The organism is Actinoallomurus acanthiterrae (genome assembly GCF_054775715.1).
This window is the reverse complement of the sequence record NZ_BAAHCO010000001.1, coordinates 3,932,957-3,947,938: the sequence shown is the minus strand read 5'-3', so window position 1 is coordinate 3,947,938 and position 14,982 is coordinate 3,932,957. Positions and strand designations below refer to the sequence as shown.

General features: G+C 70.2%; 14 protein-coding genes. 7 read left to right on the top strand and 7 right to left on the bottom strand.

Annotated elements, in window-relative coordinates; all coding sequences use genetic code 11:
• Nucleotides 1–35: 35 nt before the first annotated feature.
• The 6 genes from ACYVF7_RS19155 to ACYVF7_RS19130 all read right to left on the bottom strand — a co-directional run bounded on the left by ACYVF7_RS19155 (nt 36) and on the right by ACYVF7_RS19130 (nt 6,237).
• On the bottom strand, nt 36–842 hold the full coding sequence (locus tag ACYVF7_RS19155; protein ID WP_460342048.1) for an ABC transporter permease: 807 nt from the start codon (nt 840–842) through the stop codon (nt 36–38).
• A gap of 76 nt (nt 843–918) precedes the next feature.
• The gene (locus tag ACYVF7_RS19150) at nt 919–1,698 is read right to left on the bottom strand and encodes an ABC transporter permease (RefSeq protein WP_460342045.1); all 780 of its coding nucleotides are present in this window, start codon (nt 1,696–1,698) and stop codon (nt 919–921) included.
• A gap of 109 nt (nt 1,699–1,807) precedes the next feature.
• On the bottom strand, nt 1,808–3,016 hold the full coding sequence (locus ACYVF7_RS19145; protein ID WP_460342042.1) for an ABC transporter substrate-binding protein: 1,209 nt from the start codon (nt 3,014–3,016) through the stop codon (nt 1,808–1,810).
• 89 nt (nt 3,017–3,105) lie between these two features.
• The gene (locus ACYVF7_RS19140; RefSeq protein ID WP_460342039.1) at nt 3,106–4,161 is read right to left on the bottom strand and encodes an ABC transporter ATP-binding protein; all 1,056 of its coding nucleotides are present in this window, start codon (nt 4,159–4,161) and stop codon (nt 3,106–3,108) included.
• A gap of 8 nt (nt 4,162–4,169) precedes the next feature.
• Entirely contained in the window at nt 4,170–5,363 is a 1,194-nt protein-coding gene (locus ACYVF7_RS19135) for an extracellular solute-binding protein (protein WP_460342037.1), read from the bottom strand.
• A gap of 61 nt (nt 5,364–5,424) precedes the next feature.
• Nucleotides 5,425–6,237 carry a sirohydrochlorin chelatase gene (locus ACYVF7_RS19130; RefSeq protein ID WP_460342034.1) on the bottom strand — a complete coding sequence of 271 codons (813 nt, stop codon included), beginning with the start codon at nt 6,235–6,237 and terminating at the stop codon, nt 5,425–5,427.
• A 394-nt stretch (nt 6,238–6,631) separates the two neighbouring features.
• Between ACYVF7_RS19130 and ACYVF7_RS19125 the strand changes: the two genes are divergently transcribed.
• The 4 genes from ACYVF7_RS19125 to ACYVF7_RS19110 all read left to right on the top strand — a co-directional run bounded on the left by ACYVF7_RS19125 (nt 6,632) and on the right by ACYVF7_RS19110 (nt 10,900).
• A complete protein-coding gene (locus tag ACYVF7_RS19125) occupies nt 6,632–9,451 on the top strand; it encodes a sensor histidine kinase (protein WP_460342031.1) in 2,820 nt (939 codons plus the stop codon).
• The gene (locus ACYVF7_RS19120; protein ID WP_345432238.1) at nt 9,451–9,855 is read left to right on the top strand and encodes a roadblock/LC7 domain-containing protein; all 405 of its coding nucleotides are present in this window, start codon (nt 9,451–9,453) and stop codon (nt 9,853–9,855) included. Before ACYVF7_RS19125 ends, ACYVF7_RS19120 begins: the two co-directional genes overlap by 1 nt.
• 84 nt (nt 9,856–9,939) lie before the next feature.
• Nucleotides 9,940–10,302 (top strand): DUF742 domain-containing protein, encoded by a 363-nt coding sequence (locus tag ACYVF7_RS19115; RefSeq protein WP_360876756.1) that lies wholly within the window; start codon nt 9,940–9,942, stop codon nt 10,300–10,302.
• Nucleotides 10,283–10,900 (top strand): GTP-binding protein, encoded by a 618-nt coding sequence (locus tag ACYVF7_RS19110; protein WP_460342027.1) that lies wholly within the window; start codon nt 10,283–10,285, stop codon nt 10,898–10,900. Before ACYVF7_RS19115 ends, ACYVF7_RS19110 begins: the two co-directional genes overlap by 20 nt.
• Nucleotides 10,901–11,024: 124 nt before the next feature.
• Here ACYVF7_RS19110 and ACYVF7_RS19105 read toward each other — a convergent pair whose 3' ends face one another.
• Nucleotides 11,025–12,455, bottom strand: a complete 1,431-nt coding sequence (locus tag ACYVF7_RS19105) for a WS/DGAT/MGAT family O-acyltransferase (protein WP_460342024.1) — start codon at nt 12,453–12,455, stop codon at nt 11,025–11,027.
• Nucleotides 12,456–12,796: 341 nt separating this feature from the next.
• Between ACYVF7_RS19105 and ACYVF7_RS19100 the strand changes: the two genes are divergently transcribed.
• The 3 genes from ACYVF7_RS19100 to ACYVF7_RS19090 are packed head-to-tail and all read left to right on the top strand — an operon-like array spanning nt 12,797 to nt 14,977.
• The gene (locus ACYVF7_RS19100) at nt 12,797–13,393 is read left to right on the top strand and encodes a nucleotide exchange factor GrpE (RefSeq protein WP_460342021.1); all 597 of its coding nucleotides are present in this window, start codon (nt 12,797–12,799) and stop codon (nt 13,391–13,393) included.
• A gap of 1 nt (nt 13,394) precedes the next feature.
• The gene (locus tag ACYVF7_RS19095) at nt 13,395–14,825 is read left to right on the top strand and encodes an Hsp70 family protein (protein WP_460342018.1); all 1,431 of its coding nucleotides are present in this window, start codon (nt 13,395–13,397) and stop codon (nt 14,823–14,825) included.
• Nucleotides 14,822–14,977 (top strand): hypothetical protein, encoded by a 156-nt coding sequence (locus tag ACYVF7_RS19090; protein WP_460342015.1) that lies wholly within the window; start codon nt 14,822–14,824, stop codon nt 14,975–14,977. Before ACYVF7_RS19095 ends, ACYVF7_RS19090 begins: the two co-directional genes overlap by 4 nt.
• Nucleotides 14,978–14,982: the final 5 nt, after the last annotated feature.

Sequence of the window (14,982 nt, the reverse complement as noted above, 5' to 3'; positions counted from 1 at the left end):
GACGGTGCGCCGCACTGCGGCGGTTCTTCCTGGTTCTACACGCCGCGGGTGTCCCCGGAGATGCGCTGGGCGAGGTACACCGGCACGACGGACAGCACGATGAGGGCGGCGGCCACGACGTTGACGATCGGTGCCTGGGTCGGCCGGAAAAGGTTGTTGAAGATCCAGATCGGCAGCGTTTCCACGCCCGCACCGGAGGTGAACGTCGTCACGATGATCTCGTCGAAGGACAGCGCGAACGAGAGCAGCCCGCCGGCGAACAGCGCCGAGCGCAGCAGCGGGAACGTGACGTACCGGAACGTCTGGAACGTGTCGGCGCCCAGGTCGGCCGACGCCTCCTCGACGCGGGTGCCGAGGCGGCGCAGCCGGGCCAGGACGTTGTTGTAGACGGTGACGACGCAGAACGTCGCGTGCCCGATGACGACGGTGAACAGCCCGAGCTGGATGCCCAGCGGGGACAGCACCGTCCGGAACGCGTTGTTCAGCGCGATGCCGGTGACGATGCCGGGCAGCGCGATCGGCAGGATGACCAGCAGCGACACCGTGTCACGGCCGAAGAACCGGTAGCGCTGCACGGAGAACGCCGCCATGGTGCCCAGCACCAGCGCCACCGCGGTGGCGCCCAGGCCGGCCTTGACCGACGTCCACAGCGCCGACCGTACGCCGCCGTTGCCCCACGCCGCCGACCACCACTCGCCTGTCAGGTGGTCGGGCGGCCAGGCGAACGCCCTGTCGGCGTTGAACGAGTTGATGAGAACGACGAGCAGCGGCACGTAGATCACACCGAGCCCGAGGATCATCGCCACGCGCAGGCCGATGCGGGCTCCCCGCGAAAGCGTCATCCGGCTCGCGATGCCGCGTCTCCGGAGTCCGGTCCGGAACGGAACACCGCTTCCCCCAATCTGGTGCTGCGGAGGGTCAGAGGTTGTCGAGGGCCCCGGTACGGCGCACGGCGATCAGGTAGATCACCATGATGACCACGGGGACGGTCGCGACGGCGGCGGCGAACGGCAGGTTGTTCGCCGCGCCGATGTTGTCGTAGACGACGTTGCCGATGAGCTGGCTCTTGCCGCCCACGATCTTCACCGTGATGTAGTCGCCGAGCGACAGCGAGAAGGTGAAGATCGATCCGGCGATCACCGCCGGGAACGCCACCGGCCACATCACCGTACGGAACGTCCGGAAGGTCCCGGCTCCGAGGTCGCCGGCGGCGTCCAGCAGGGAGTTCGGCAGCCGCTCCAGGCCCGCGTAGATCGGCAGGATCATGTACGGCAGCCAGAGGTACGCCAAGGTGACGATCGTCGCCGGCAGGCCGTACCCCGGGCCGTGGATCCCGAACGGGTCGAGAACCCAGTTCAGCACTCCGGAGCCGGAGAACATGATCCGCCAGGCGTACGCCTTGACGAGGTAACTCGCCCACAGCGGTGTCAGCACCGCGATGACGAGCCAGCGCTGGGCGCGCGGTGAGGCGATCTTGGCCATGTAAAGGGCCATCGGGAAGGCGACCACGCCGTCGACGACGGTGACCGCCGCGGCGACGCCCACGCTGCGCAGCGTGATCGTCCGGTAGACGCCCTGGCTCCACAGCTCCTGGAAGTTTCCCAGGTTGAACTGCTTGACCACCTCGCCGGTGAAATCGTCCGTGGTCCAGAACGCGGCGGCGAACAGCGCCGCCAACGAGCCGAGGTAGGCGACCACGAGCCACAGCAGCGGCGCGGACAGCAGGCCGGCAGCCGGAGGTACGGCCGGCGGTGAAGCAGCCCGGCGAGCCGGCGAACCGGCCCACCGGGCGTCGTGATGGTGCTCATCAGCCCTTGATCTGTGTCCAGGCCTGGGTCCACTTCGCGTAGTCCACGCACTTGACGTCCTTACGGCCGTCGAGGCACTGCGTGATCGGCGTGTTCCAGTAGTGAACCTTCGTCCAGTACGGCGCGTCCGCGGCGTGATAGGTGTTGCAGAAATTCTTGTCGCTGGTCAGCGCGCACGCCTTGCTGTTGGCCGGCGCCTCGCCCCAGCTCTCGGCGATCTGGGCGTTCACCTTCGGGGAGACCACCCAGTCGAGCCACTTGTAGGCGCAGGTCGAGTGCTGCGCCTTGGCCGACACCATCCACGTGTCGGACCAGCCGGTCGCGCCCTCCTTGGGCAGCACCGTCGCGACCGGGGCCTTCTCGGCCGCCAGGCCGTTGGCGATCACCTGCCAGCTCGTGCCGAGGAGTGTGTCGCCGCTCTTGAACGACTGCTGGATCTTCGTGGCGTCCGACCAGTACTCACCGACGATCTTCTTCTGCTCCTTGAGCAGGTTCACCGCGGCGTCGAACTGCTTCTGGTCGAGCGCGTACGGGTCCTTGATGCCGAGTGCCGGCTGGGTGGTGCTCAGGTAGAGCGCCGCGTCGGCGATGTAGATCGGCGAGTCGTAGGCGGTGATGTGGCCCTTGTACGGGGAGTTCGGGTCGAAGACCACGCTCCAGGAGTCGGGAACCGGCTTCACCTTGTCCGTCCGGTACATCAGCATGTTGGCGCCCCGGCCGTGGGGGATGCCGTACATCTTGCCGTTGACGGAGTTCCACGGCTTGTTCTTCAGGTCCGGGAAGATGTCGGCGTAGTTCGGCACGAGGCCCGTGTTGACCGGGGCGACCGTGCCGGCGGCGATGAGCCGCAGCGAGGCGTCGCCCGAGGCGGACACCGCGTCGTACTGGCCGGTCTTCATCAGGCTGACCATCTCGTCCGACGTGCCGGCCACCTTGTTGTTGACCTTGCAGCCGGTCTGCTGCTCGAACGGGTGGACCCAGTCGAGGGCCTTGTTGTTCGAGCCGTCCTCGACGTAGCCGGCCCAGGAGACCAGGTTGACCTGGCCCTCAGGCTTGCCGAGCGCCGAGAGCGCGTTGATCTTGGGGGGCGTGAACCCTGCGGCATCGGTCCCGCCGTGGTGCGAGCCGCCGCTCTTGCCGCCGCAGCCGGCGGCGAGGAGGGAAACGGCGGCCACCGCGACGAGCGCGAGGCGCGTGGGGCGCAGCATGCATACTCCGATCAGATGGGGTTTCTCGGGGGAAGACCGCGGCGCACGCGCCGCGGCGAGACGGCCGATCGGGCGGTGACCGGCCGGCATCATGTCGGACCGGGGATGGCGAACTCGTGCTCACGGCGCCACGCGAGCCTGACCCGGGCTTCGCGCAGCTTGAGCACGTCCATCGAGGAGGACTGCAGGTTCTGCTGCAGTGCCACCAGCCGGCCACCAGCGTCGAGATCCACGACGAACCGGGTGGCCGCCCCCGCGTAGACGACCTCCGCAACCGTGCCGGTCGCGGAGTGCTCGCCTTCGGGCAGCTTCGCGTCGAGGTCCGTTTCGACGCGAAGCTTCTCCGGCCGGACGCTGTAGACGCCCGGCCGGCCGAGTATGGACTGGGCCGCCTGACCTTCGATGAGGTTCGACGTGCCGACGAACCCCGCGACGAACGCCGAGGCCGGCTCCTCGTACACCTCCGCGGGAGTCCCGACCTGCTCGATCCGGCCCGCGTTGAACACCGCGATCCGGTCGGCCATGGTCAGCGCCTCCTCCTGGTCGTGCGTGACGAACAGGAAGGTGATGCCGACCTCCCGTTGGATGGCCTTGAGCTCGACCTGCATCTCCTCGCGGAGCTTCAGATCCAGGGCGCCGAGCGGCTCATCGAGCAGCAGGACCTTCGGGCGGTTGACCAGCGCGCGGGCCAGCGCCACACGCTGGCGCTGGCCGCCGGACAACTGGCCGGGCTTGCGCTTGTCGAAGCCTTCGAGACGGACGGAGGCCAGCGCCTGCAGGGCGCGCTCGCGGCGCTCCACCTTGCCGACCTTCTTGACCTTCAGGCCGTACTCGACGTTGGCCAGGACGTTCATGTGGGGGAACAGCGCGTAGTCCTGGAAGACGGTGTTGACGTCGCGGTCGAAGGGCGCGAGCTTCGTGACGTCGCGCCCGCCGAGGAGGACCTGACCGCGGCTCGGCGTCTCGAAGCCCGCGATCATCCGCAGCACCGTCGTCTTGCCCGATCCGGACGGCCCGAGCATCGCGAAGAACTCACCGTCGCGAATGTCCAGGTCAACGCCGTCTACGGCGGTGACCTCGCCGAAGGTCTTGCGTACCGCGCGGAGGGTGACCGCGGCGGAGACGCCGGGCTCTTCGGTGTTCATCTGTTCATCTATCCCTTGATCTGCGCCCAGATCTGCGTCCACTTGGAGTAGTCGACGCAATTCGCTCCGCGAGAATCACCACAGTCTGCGACGGGAGTCTTCCAGAACGCAAGGCGGTTGTAGAAGTCGACGTCGCCCACGCGGAACTGCCCGCAGAAGCCCTTCGCGGCGTATTTGCAGGCCTTGGGGTTGGCCGGGGCCTCACCGAAATACTGCGCGACCGCCGCCTGCACCTTGGGGGATGTGATCCAGTTCATCCACTTGTACATGCAGTTCGGGTGCTGGGCCCGGGCGGCGACCATCCAGGTGTCCGACCACCCGGTGGCGCCCTCCAGCGGAATGGTCGTCGCGATCTTCGCCTTCTCGGTCTTGGCGGTGTTGGCGGTCACCTGCCACGCCGTCCCGGCGTAGTTGTCACCCGCCTTGAACGCCTCGACCTCGTCGAGGTAGTTCGACCAGTACTGGTTGACGTTGGAGCGCTGCTGCTTCAGCAGGTCGACGGCGGCGTCGAACTGCGTCTGCGTCAGCTCGTACACGTCTTTGATCTTCAGGTCGGGCCGGTGGGCCCTGAGGTAGAGCGCCGCGTCGGCGATGTAGATCGGCGAGTCGTACGCGACGACGTGGTCGGCCGCCACGCTGTTCTTGTCCCACACGATGCTCCAGGACGCGGGCGTGCCTGGGATCTTGTCCGTTCGGTACATGAGGTAGTTGGCGCCATAGCCGTGCGGCGTGCCGTACATCTGGCCCTTGACCGAGTTGTACGGCTGGTTCTTCAGGTACGACGGGATGTCGCGGTAGTACGTCAGAAGGTTCGTGTTGACGGGCGCGACCAGGCCGCCGTACACGAGCCGCAGCGACGCGTCACCGGAGGCCGAGACGCCGTCGTACTGCCCGGTCTTCATCAACGCGACCATCGAGTCGGAGGTGTCGGCGACCTTCGCGTTGACCCGGCACCCGGTCTTCTTCTCGAAGGGGCGCACCCAGTCGACGGTCTTGTCGTTGGAACCGTTCTCGGCGTACCCGGCCCAGATGACCAGGTTCAGCCTGCCTTCGGTGGCGCCGATCTCCTGCTGGGCGCTCAGCCGCGGCACCTGCTGGGCGGCCTGCCCTCCGCTGGAGTCGCCGCTGCATCCCGCGGCCGTGAGAACGAGTGCCGCGGCGCAGGCGAGTCCGAGGAGACGCTTGCGGGGCATGAAGCTCATGTCAGCTCCTCGTCGAGTGCGGCCGTGCCGCACGGGGCGATCAGGCGTACGGGGCGGGCGCTCACGTCATCGCCTCGTCGAGGGCGACCTCGTACCGCAGGTTCACCAGCCGTACGACGGACGTGTGCGCGCCGAGGGGGTCGGCGCAGCCCAGGCCGGCGTCGGTGGCGAGCTTGGCGAGACGCTCGAAGTCGATCTCGGGCCCGATGACGTACGGGGCGATGGCGATGCGCTGCCCGCCCGAGTCGCGCAGTCGTCCGACCGCCTCGGCCACCGTCGGACGGCCGTCGATCGACGCGGCGACCACCGGCACGGCGAGCCGCGCCGCCAGGAGCACCGCGGTCATATCGGCCTCCACGGCGGCCTCGTCGCCGCCGACCGTGGCGACGATGACGCCGTCGACGGACGCGCCGATGCTGAACTGTCGGATGCGGTCGGCCCGCGCCAGGCCGCTGTCCGCGAGGCGCACGTGCAGCGCCTCGGCCAGCAGCGGGTGGGGACCGAGCGGGTCGGTGACGGTTACCCGGACGCCGGCCGCCGCGACCGCGGCGTCGATGTCGCGGTACGTCTGCGGGTGCGGGCCGGTGACCAGCGGTACCACGACGGCCGAGCGGCCTTCGGGCACTCCCCTCAGGACGTCCTCGAGCGCGGTGCCGGCGATGGGCGCGACCCGGATGTCGATGTCGGTCCGGGACGTGCGGATGACCGCCGCGATCTCGTTGCCGGCATCCGGGACCGCGCCGGGAACCGCCAGGAGCAGGACCGGTGCGTCGGGGGGAAGTTCGCCGCTGCCCGGCCGGCGGTGCCGGCCGCCGGGTAGCTGCGAGCGTCCACGTACGGGGAGCGTCTCCGGGGGCTGGTCGTCATGGATCACGATCGCGGATTCTATGGGTGCTCGGGGAGGATGCGGAGCCCTTGTCACCGATCGTCCGAAATTCGGTTCTCGGGCGGACCAGAGGTCAATGCCCGGAAAACCCGGCTTCTACCTGCGACTATTCGCCCCATGTCGGGCATGGTTCGCCCTGAAGGTCCGGGGTGTTTGATGCCCGATATTTACAGACACGGCCAGTGTCCGCCTGGTTGTCTAGTAGAGTCTCGCGCGTTCACACGGTGTTTCCCCCGCCTCACTGAAAGTCGAGCCTGTCGCGGTGCAACCAAAGGACCGACGAGTGGGATCAGATGTCAGCCGGCGGCCGTCCCGGTCCAGGGTCGGCCGCATCTTCCGGTCAGTCCGCTTCAAGATCAGCTTGCTGCTCATCGTCCCCTTGGTGTCACTGAGCACCCTGTGGGCGTTCGCTGCCAGCATCACTCTGGGCGATGGCCTGAACCTGCGGCACGTCAACACGATCCAGGACCACCTGGGCTATCCATCCGGGGCCCTGGGCAGCGCCCTGCAGCAGGAGCGCCGCCTGTCGATGGTCTTCCTCGGCAGCAAGGCCGACGGCGACCGCGCGTCGATGGAGTCCGGCCGGCTGGTCACCGACCGGCAGGCCGAGCTGTTCCGGCGGCAGGCCTCCGACCCCGGCGCGCAGAAGGTCGCCAGCACCCAGGCCAAGCAGTGGACCCGCGAGGTGCTCCAGCACTTGGACGCCCTGCAGGCCAAGAGGCGGGCGATCGACAGCGGCTCCATGAAGCGCAACCAGGTGTTCGCCGACTTCAGTGACAGCATCGCGGACATCAACGCCCTCCAGTCCTCGCTGTCGACGCTGAGCAACCTGGACATCACCAAGGACAACGAGAACCAGGTGGCCCTGGGCCGCGCGCGGGAGGTGCTGTCGCAGGAGGACGCCCTGCTGTCCGGCGCGGTCGCCGCCGGGCGCCTGACGTTCCCCGAGCACGTGGAGTTCACCAAGCTCGTCGGCACGCAGCGGAGTCTCTACGAGGAGATCCTCCCCAACCTGCGTCCCAGCGACCGCGCCTACTACCAGCGGATCGTCGCGACGCCCGAGTACTCCCGGCTGCAGCAGCTGGAGAACAAGTTCACCGACAACATGCCGCACCAGCCCAAGGCGAGCACGCCCGCGATGCCCGGGATGCCCGCCAAGGCGGCCCCGAACCCGCTGGCCGGCATGGACGTGACGTGGAAGACCACCGTCTCCTCCATCATCACCCGGATGCGCGGTCTGGAGCTCTCGTCGACGGCGGCCGCCGCCAAGCGCGCCAAGCCGATCTCCGACGGGATCATCCTGCGGGTGGCGCTGGCCGGCGCCCTCGGTCTGGTCGCGGTCATCGCCTCGCTCGTCCTGTCCCTGTGGGTCGGCCGCTCGGTCATCCGTGAACTGACCGGGCTGCGGCGCGCCGCCCTCGATCTGGCCAACGAGCGGCTGCCGAGCGTCATCCGCCGGCTGCGGCGCGGTGAAGACGTGGACGTCGCCGCCGAGGCACCGCCGCTGCAGTTCGGCACCCAGGAGATCGACCAGGTCGGCCAGGCGTTCAACGCCGCCCGCCGGACCGCGATCCAGGGCGCGGTCGAGGAAGCCGGCCTGCGGCGCAGCATCAGCGAGGTCTTCCTCAACCTCGCGCGCCGCAACCAAGCGCTGCTGCACCGCCAGCTCAGCCTGCTGGACTCGATGGAGCGACGGGTCACCGAGCCCGACGAGCTGGACGACCTGTTCCGCCTCGACCACCTGGCGACCCGCATGCGGCGTCACGCGGAAGGCCTGATCATTCTGTCCGGGCAGGCGCCCGGCCGTGGCTGGCGCAACCCGGTCCCGGCCGTCGACGTCGCCCGCGCCGCCGCCGCCGAGGTGGAGGACTACGCCCGCGTCACCGTCGCCACCATGCCGCGCGTGGCGATCGCCGGCCCCGCCGTCGCGGACCTCATCCACCTGCTGGCCGAGCTCATCGAGAACGCCACGCTGTTCTCCCCGCCGGACACCACGGTCCAGGTGAGCGGCCAGGTCGTGGCGCACGGCTTCGCCTTCGAGGTGGAGGACCGCGGGCTGAGCATGGACCAGGCCAGCATCGACCGCGCGAACGAGCGGCTGGCGAACCCGCCGGAGTTCGACCTTTCCAACAGCGCTCAGCTCGGCCTGTTCGTCGTCGGCCGGCTGGCCCAGCGGCACCGGGTGCAGGTCACGCTCCGCACCTCCCCGTACGGAGGGACGACCGCGATCGTGCTGCTGCCCGACGCGATCGTCGCCCGCGGGGACGAGCGGCCCGAGCTGGGGTCGGGCCCGATCGCGGCGACCCGGCGCGGGGAGGACGCGCTCGTCCCGATCGGCGCCATCGGCGCGCCGAACCGCCCGGGCGGCCCGTCCGACTCCGGCCCGATCACGGGCCCGATCACCGGGCCGATGCAGGCGGTGCAGGGCGACCGGCCGCCGCTGCCGCAGCGCCGCGGCGACACCGGCGGGCAGTCGACCTACCCGGCGGGTCCCTACGACGCGAAGCCGTACGGCCCCAACGGCTCCCGCGGCTCCGACGGACGGCCGACCTCCGCGGGCCAGGGCGGCGACGTGTCGGGTCCCGACACCGGATCCTTCCCCGTCGACGCCTACGGCACCGGGCCGTCCCCGTACGCGGCGGGTCTCGGCGGCCACGACGCGGCGCCGGGCTCCTCCTACGAGCCGCGCGGGGAGACGGACTCCTACGAGTCCGGGGCGGACGACTACAAGGGAATGAGCGACTACGGAACACAGTGGTCGCCGCCTCCCACCGACGGCGCGGGCGACGACCGCCCGCCCCTGCCGACCCGCTTCGGCGGCACGACCGACGACCGCCCGCCGCTGCCGAGCCGCCACTCCGGGACGCCCGGGGGCACCGCGGCTCCGCCGCCGCCGAGCCGTTCGCTGTTCGAGCCGGCCGAGGAGCCCGCGGAACCCGCGCGGCCCGAGACCGCCGCCGCGCCCGAGCCGGCCGCCGAACCCGCAGCTCCCGGCACAAAACCGTCGCTGCCGCAGCGGGTCCGGCAGGCTAACCTGGCCCCCCAGCTTCGCGAAGACGTCGAACCGCTGGACAATGCCCCGAGTAATGAGCGTTCGCCCGAGGAGCTCCGCACCATGCTGAGCTCCATCCAGAAGGGATGGCTGCGCGGCCGCTCGGACGCCGAGCAGACCGCCACCCATCACGAAGAGGAGGACATCTGATGTCAGCGGGTTCTGCGGGGGAACTCAACTGGCTGCTGGACAGCCTCGTCACTCGCGTCGCCCAGGTGCGTCAGGCGGTGGTGTTGTCCAGTGACGGCCTGCTGGTCGGCTCGTCCGCCGGCCTCACGCGGGAGGACGCCGAGCACCTGTCGGCGGTCGCCGCGAGCTTCCAGAGCCTCGCCCGCAGCGCCGGGCGCCAGTTCGGCGGCGGAGGAGTCCGCCAGACGATCGTCGAGATGGACCACGCGTTCCTGTTCGTCACGGCGGCCGGGTCCGGCGCCTGTCTCGCGGTGCTCGCGGGCGCGGACGCGGACGTCGGCATGATCGCCTACGAGATGGCGATGCTGGTCAAGCGCGTCGGTCAGCACATGTCGACTCTCCCCCGCTCGGCCGTGGAATCGTGAGGCCGCGTGACCGTGCGAGGACTACGCGACCGGCACCTGGCGGTGTCACCCTCCCGACGATGGTCCACGAGGCGGGACGGCTGAATGAGCGAATGGCTCGACGACGAGGCCGGGCCCGTGGTCCGGCCGTACGCACTGACGCGCGGTCGCACGAGGTCCTCCCGGGAGGGCTTCGACCTGATCGCGATCATCGCGACGGCGGCGACGTCGACGTTCGCTCCGCCGAGCGCCGGGCCGGAGCACGTGGCCATTCTCGACCTCTGCGTGCGACCGCTCTCGGTGGCGGAGATCTCGGCGAAGCTCAAGCTCCCCCTGGGAGTCGTCCGGGTCCTTCTGGGGGACCTGCTGGACCTTGGGCTGATCGCCGTACGCCGGCCTGAAACAGAGAACCGTCTTCCCAATGAACGGGTTTTGAAGGAAGTGCTCAATGGACTCCAGGCGCTCTGACCCCTCGCGGGGCGCTGCCGCCATGCCGCTCGCCGTGAAGATCCTCGTCGCGGGCGGATTCGGGGTCGGCAAGACGACCCTGGTGGGTGCAGTCAGTGAGATCAAGCCGCTGCGGACCGAGGAACAGCTGACGGACCGCAGCGTCGGCGTCGACGACACCTCCGGTGTTGAGCGCAAGACCACGACGACGGTGGCGATGGACTTCGGTCGCATCACCATCCGCGACGGGCTCGTCCTGTACCTGTTCGGCACGCCCGGCCAGGACCGTTTCTGGTTCATGTGGGACGAGCTCGCGCTCGGCGCGCTGGGCGCGGTCGTGCTGGCCGACACCCGGCGGCTCGCCGACTCCTTCCCCTCCATCGACTACTTCGAACGGCGGCGGCTCCCCTTCATCGTGGGGGTCAACTGCTTCGACGGCGCGCTCCGGTACGACAGCGAGGAGATCCGCGCGGCTCTCGACCTGGACCCGCGCGTCCCGGTGATCCTCTGTGACGTGCGCCGGCGCGAGTCCGGCAAGCAGGTGCTGATCGCCCTCGTCGAGCACGTGCTGGCCGTGATGGCCGAGCGGCAGCGCCAGGCCGGCGCGGCGATCCGGTAGGGGCCGCGGACGGCACGGCGATCCGACAGGGGCCGCGGACGTCGATCGCCTTCGCGGGCACGCGCCGCCCGCGGTGGCCGTTCGTCGGCGGGCGGCGGGCGGCGGGCGGCGGGCGCTACCGGGACTACAGGCCCTTCAGCTCCTCGAGCGCGTCGGCGAAGTAGCCGATCAGGTTCCACACGTCGGGGACCATCTCACGGCACGCGGTGAGGCCGATGTCGAGGTTGCCGTTGTAGGAGAAGGCGGTGATGTTCAGGCCGCCGCTCAGGTCGCTGACCACCGACAGCGGGTGGTAGGCGAGGACCTCGGCCCGGCACAGGTACAGCGGGAACTGCGGCCCGGCGACGTTTGAGATCACCAGGTTGATCGGCGGCATGGCGGACGGCGCGAGCCGGAGCAGCGCCCAAGCCGTCAGGCCGCCGAACGCCGGGGGCACCACGGCGGTCAGCTCCTGCAGCCAGCGCTCCGGCGTGGCGACGAGGCGCCGCTTGGCCGTCGTCATCGTGTCGCGCATCGCCTCGACCCGTGCCCGGGGATCGGCGAGGTGCGTGGGCAGCGGCGTGAACATCGCCGACACCTGGTTGCCGTGGGTGTCGTCGTCGAGGGCCCGGGTGGAGACGGGGACGGCGGCGACGAGCGGCCGGTCGGGCAGGGCGTCATGGTCGGTCAGCCACCGCCGCAGGGCGGTCGTGCACAGCGCCATGACGACGTCGTTGACGCTGACGCCGAGAGCGTGGCGGACCTTCTTCACCTCGTTCAACGGCAGGGAGCCGAACGCGACCCGCCGGTGCCGCGTGATCGGCCCGTTGAACGGCGTCCGCGGCGCGCTCAGGTCCGCCTGAGGAGGGACCTGTCCCGTACGGGCGGCCGTGCGCAGCGCGCCGCTCACGGCGCCGATGCCGGGCACGCGCCCGACCACCGGGAAGGTGTCGAGGTACGGGACCGCCCGCAGCAGCCCGCCGGTCGTGCGCAGGGGATGCACGGCGGCGCGGGCGGCCGCTCCGGCCAGCAGGCTCCAAGCGCTCGGCGGCCGCTCCGGGCGCCAGTCGTCGACGACCCCCGTTTCGCGGGGTTCGGGCTCCAGGTCCAGCAGGGCCGCGACGATCTGCGCGGCGGCGACGCCGTCGATGAGGGCGTGGTGGATCTTCGCGTAGAGCGCGATGCGTCCACCGTCGAGGCCCTGGACGAGGTACATCTCCCACAGCGGGCGGGCGCGGTCCAGCGGCCGCTGGTGCAGCCGCGCCACCTGGTCGGCGAGCTGCCGGTCGTCGCCCGGCCGCGGCAGGGCGATCTCGCGGACGTGGTACTCCAGGTCGAAGTCCGGGTCCTCGATCCAGTACGGGTGGTCGAGCCCGAGGGGCACCTCGGCCAGCCGCCAGCGGAACTGCCGGATCATGGGGATGCGCCGGCGCATCAGCTCCATGAGGTCGTCCAGGGTGAGGCGGCCGCCCGGCGTTCCGGTGGGATCGAGGATCGCCAGGCCCGCGATGTGCGCGACCGTCCCCCGCGACTCGACGTTGAGGAACTGCGCGTCAAGAGCACTGAGCTGGCGCATCTGACCGGCCTCTCTGTCTCGTCCTTCTTCCTTATCTCCTGTCGTATTTCGGGGGCCATGGGAAGTCAAACCAGGCTGAGAGCGGGCACGCTCGTCATTCCGCCGGGCACCGAGTACCGAGCCCCTGAGGCGCCTCCAGTGCGCTTTCACGCGATATATCGTCCATTGGCGTAAATATCACTCTCCGTGACGAAAGCAAGGTCGGCCCGGAAATGCCAGGTCCGAGATAGAGGAAAAGTGACGGGCGGAAACAACGAACTCCCCGGAAGGGTGGTGCCCGCTTCCGGGGATGGAGACAATGGGCTGGCGTCCTTGCTCACTCAGAGTTATGGTTCCCGACCATGCCCGTTGACCCCGATCCCCCCACCGACGGGACCGGATCCGCGCCGACCGCCGACGAGCCCGGCTCCCGGTCGGCCGGTGAGTCCTGCCCGCAGGCTCCGACGTCCCTCGAGGACGTCCGCGCCCTGCTGGCCGGGCTGACCGAGACGGTCGGGCGGGAGCATGAGCGGGCGGCACATCGCGAGCGCGTCATCGACCGGCTGCACGAGGACAACCAGCGGCTCCGGCACGGCGAGCTGCAGGCGGCGCTCGAGCCGGTGCGCACGGCGCTGTACCGCCTGTACGACCTGGTCCGGCGGGAGGCCGAGCGCGAGACGGTGGACTCCGCGCACACGCCCCGGCTGCTGGCGGCGATCGCCGACGAGCTCGCCGAGGTGCTCGCCCGCACCGGGGTGGAGCGCATGCCCGTCGAGGCCGGGGAGGCGTTCGACCCGGCACGGCACCGCCCGGCGGGGACCGAGGACGTGGACGACACCGAGCTCGACGGCACCATCGCGAAGGTGCAGCGGGCCGGCTTCGTCCGTGGTGACCGGATCGCACGACGTGCCGAGGTGATCGTCGCCCGGGTGGCGGCCGACCCCGTCGGAGGAGAATGAGATGGCTGTCTACGGTATCGACCTGGGCACGACCCACTCGTGCATCGCGCGCGTCGACGACGTCGGCCGCCCGGCCGTGCTGCGCAACATGGAGGGCACCGACACCACGCCGTCGGTCGTCTACTTCGAGACCCCCGACAACGTCGTGGTGGGTGCCCCGGCGAAGGACACCGCGGTGCTGTTCCCCGATCTGGTGGTGAGCCTGATCAAGCGGGACATGGGCCATGAGGTGCCGCGCGAGCTGCACGGCCGCGACCACTCCCCCGAGGAGATCTCCGCCTTCGTCCTGCGCAAGCTGGCCGCCGACGCGGCGGCGACGACGGGCGAGGAGGTCCGCGATGTCGTCGTCACGGTGCCGGCCTACTTCGGGGCCGCCGAGCGCGACGCCACCCGCAAGGCGGGCCACATCGCCGGGCTCAACGTCATCGACATCATCTCCGAGCCGATCGCCGCCGCCATCACGTACGGCGTGCTGGGCGGCGACGCCGAGGACCGCACGATCCTCGTGTACGACCTCGGCGGCGGCACCTTCGACACCACGGTGATCACCCTGCGCGGCGGTGACATCGCCGTGGTCTGCACCGACGGCGACCACGAGCTCGGCGGCGCCGACTGGGACGCGCGGCTCGTGGAGTACCTCGCCGAACGGTTCGCCGAGGAGCATCCCGACGTCGGCGACCCCCTCGACGACAAGCACACCGAGCAGCAGCTGCGGCACGACGCGGAGGAGGCCAAGAAGGCCCTGTCGCTGCGCACCCGGCACGTCGTGCGCGTCATGCACGAGGGCCGGGTGGCGACGGTCGAGCTCACCCGCGAGAAGTTCGAGGAGATCACCAAGGACCTGCTCGACCGCAGTATCGAGATCACCGGCCGCACCCTCGCCACCGCGGCCGAGAAGGGCATCTCCGACTACGACGACCTCGTCCTCGTCGGCGGCTCCACGAAGATGCCCGCCGTGCAGCAACGGCTGGCCGGCGAGCTGGCCCTGAGCCCCCGGCTGCAGGATCCCGACCTGGCGGTCGCCAAGGGCGCCGCGCTGTACGCCTTCGAGGAGACCTATCGGCAGCTGCTCGCCAAGGGCGAGACGGCCCAGGCCCTGGACCTGGCGTCCCGGGCCGGCCTGTCGGAGGCAGAGCAGGAGGCGATGGCCGCCCGGCAGATCACGACGGTGGCCTCCCGCGCGTTCGGCGTGATCGCGCTGGACCCGGACACCGCGCAGGAGCACGTCGTCCACCTCGTCCACGCCAACGATCCGCTCCCCCGCGGCAAGATGCGGGAGTTCGGCACCGTGGACGAGGACCAGACGGTCGTCAAGATCATCGTGGTCGAGCAGGCGGGCAGCGCCGAGTCGACGGAGGTCGCCCACAACACCCCCATCGCCGACGGTGAGCTGAAGATCCCGGCGGGCAAGCCGGCTGGCCCATCGAGGTGACGTTCGCCCTCGACACCTCCGGGCTGCTGCACGTCACGGCGGTGGAGAAGGAGACCGCCGAGGAGCTGACGCTCGACGTACGGGTCGGCGGCATGTCGGAGGAAGAGGTGCACCAGTCGCGCACCGACCTGGCCCACATCCGCGTCGACTGACGGTC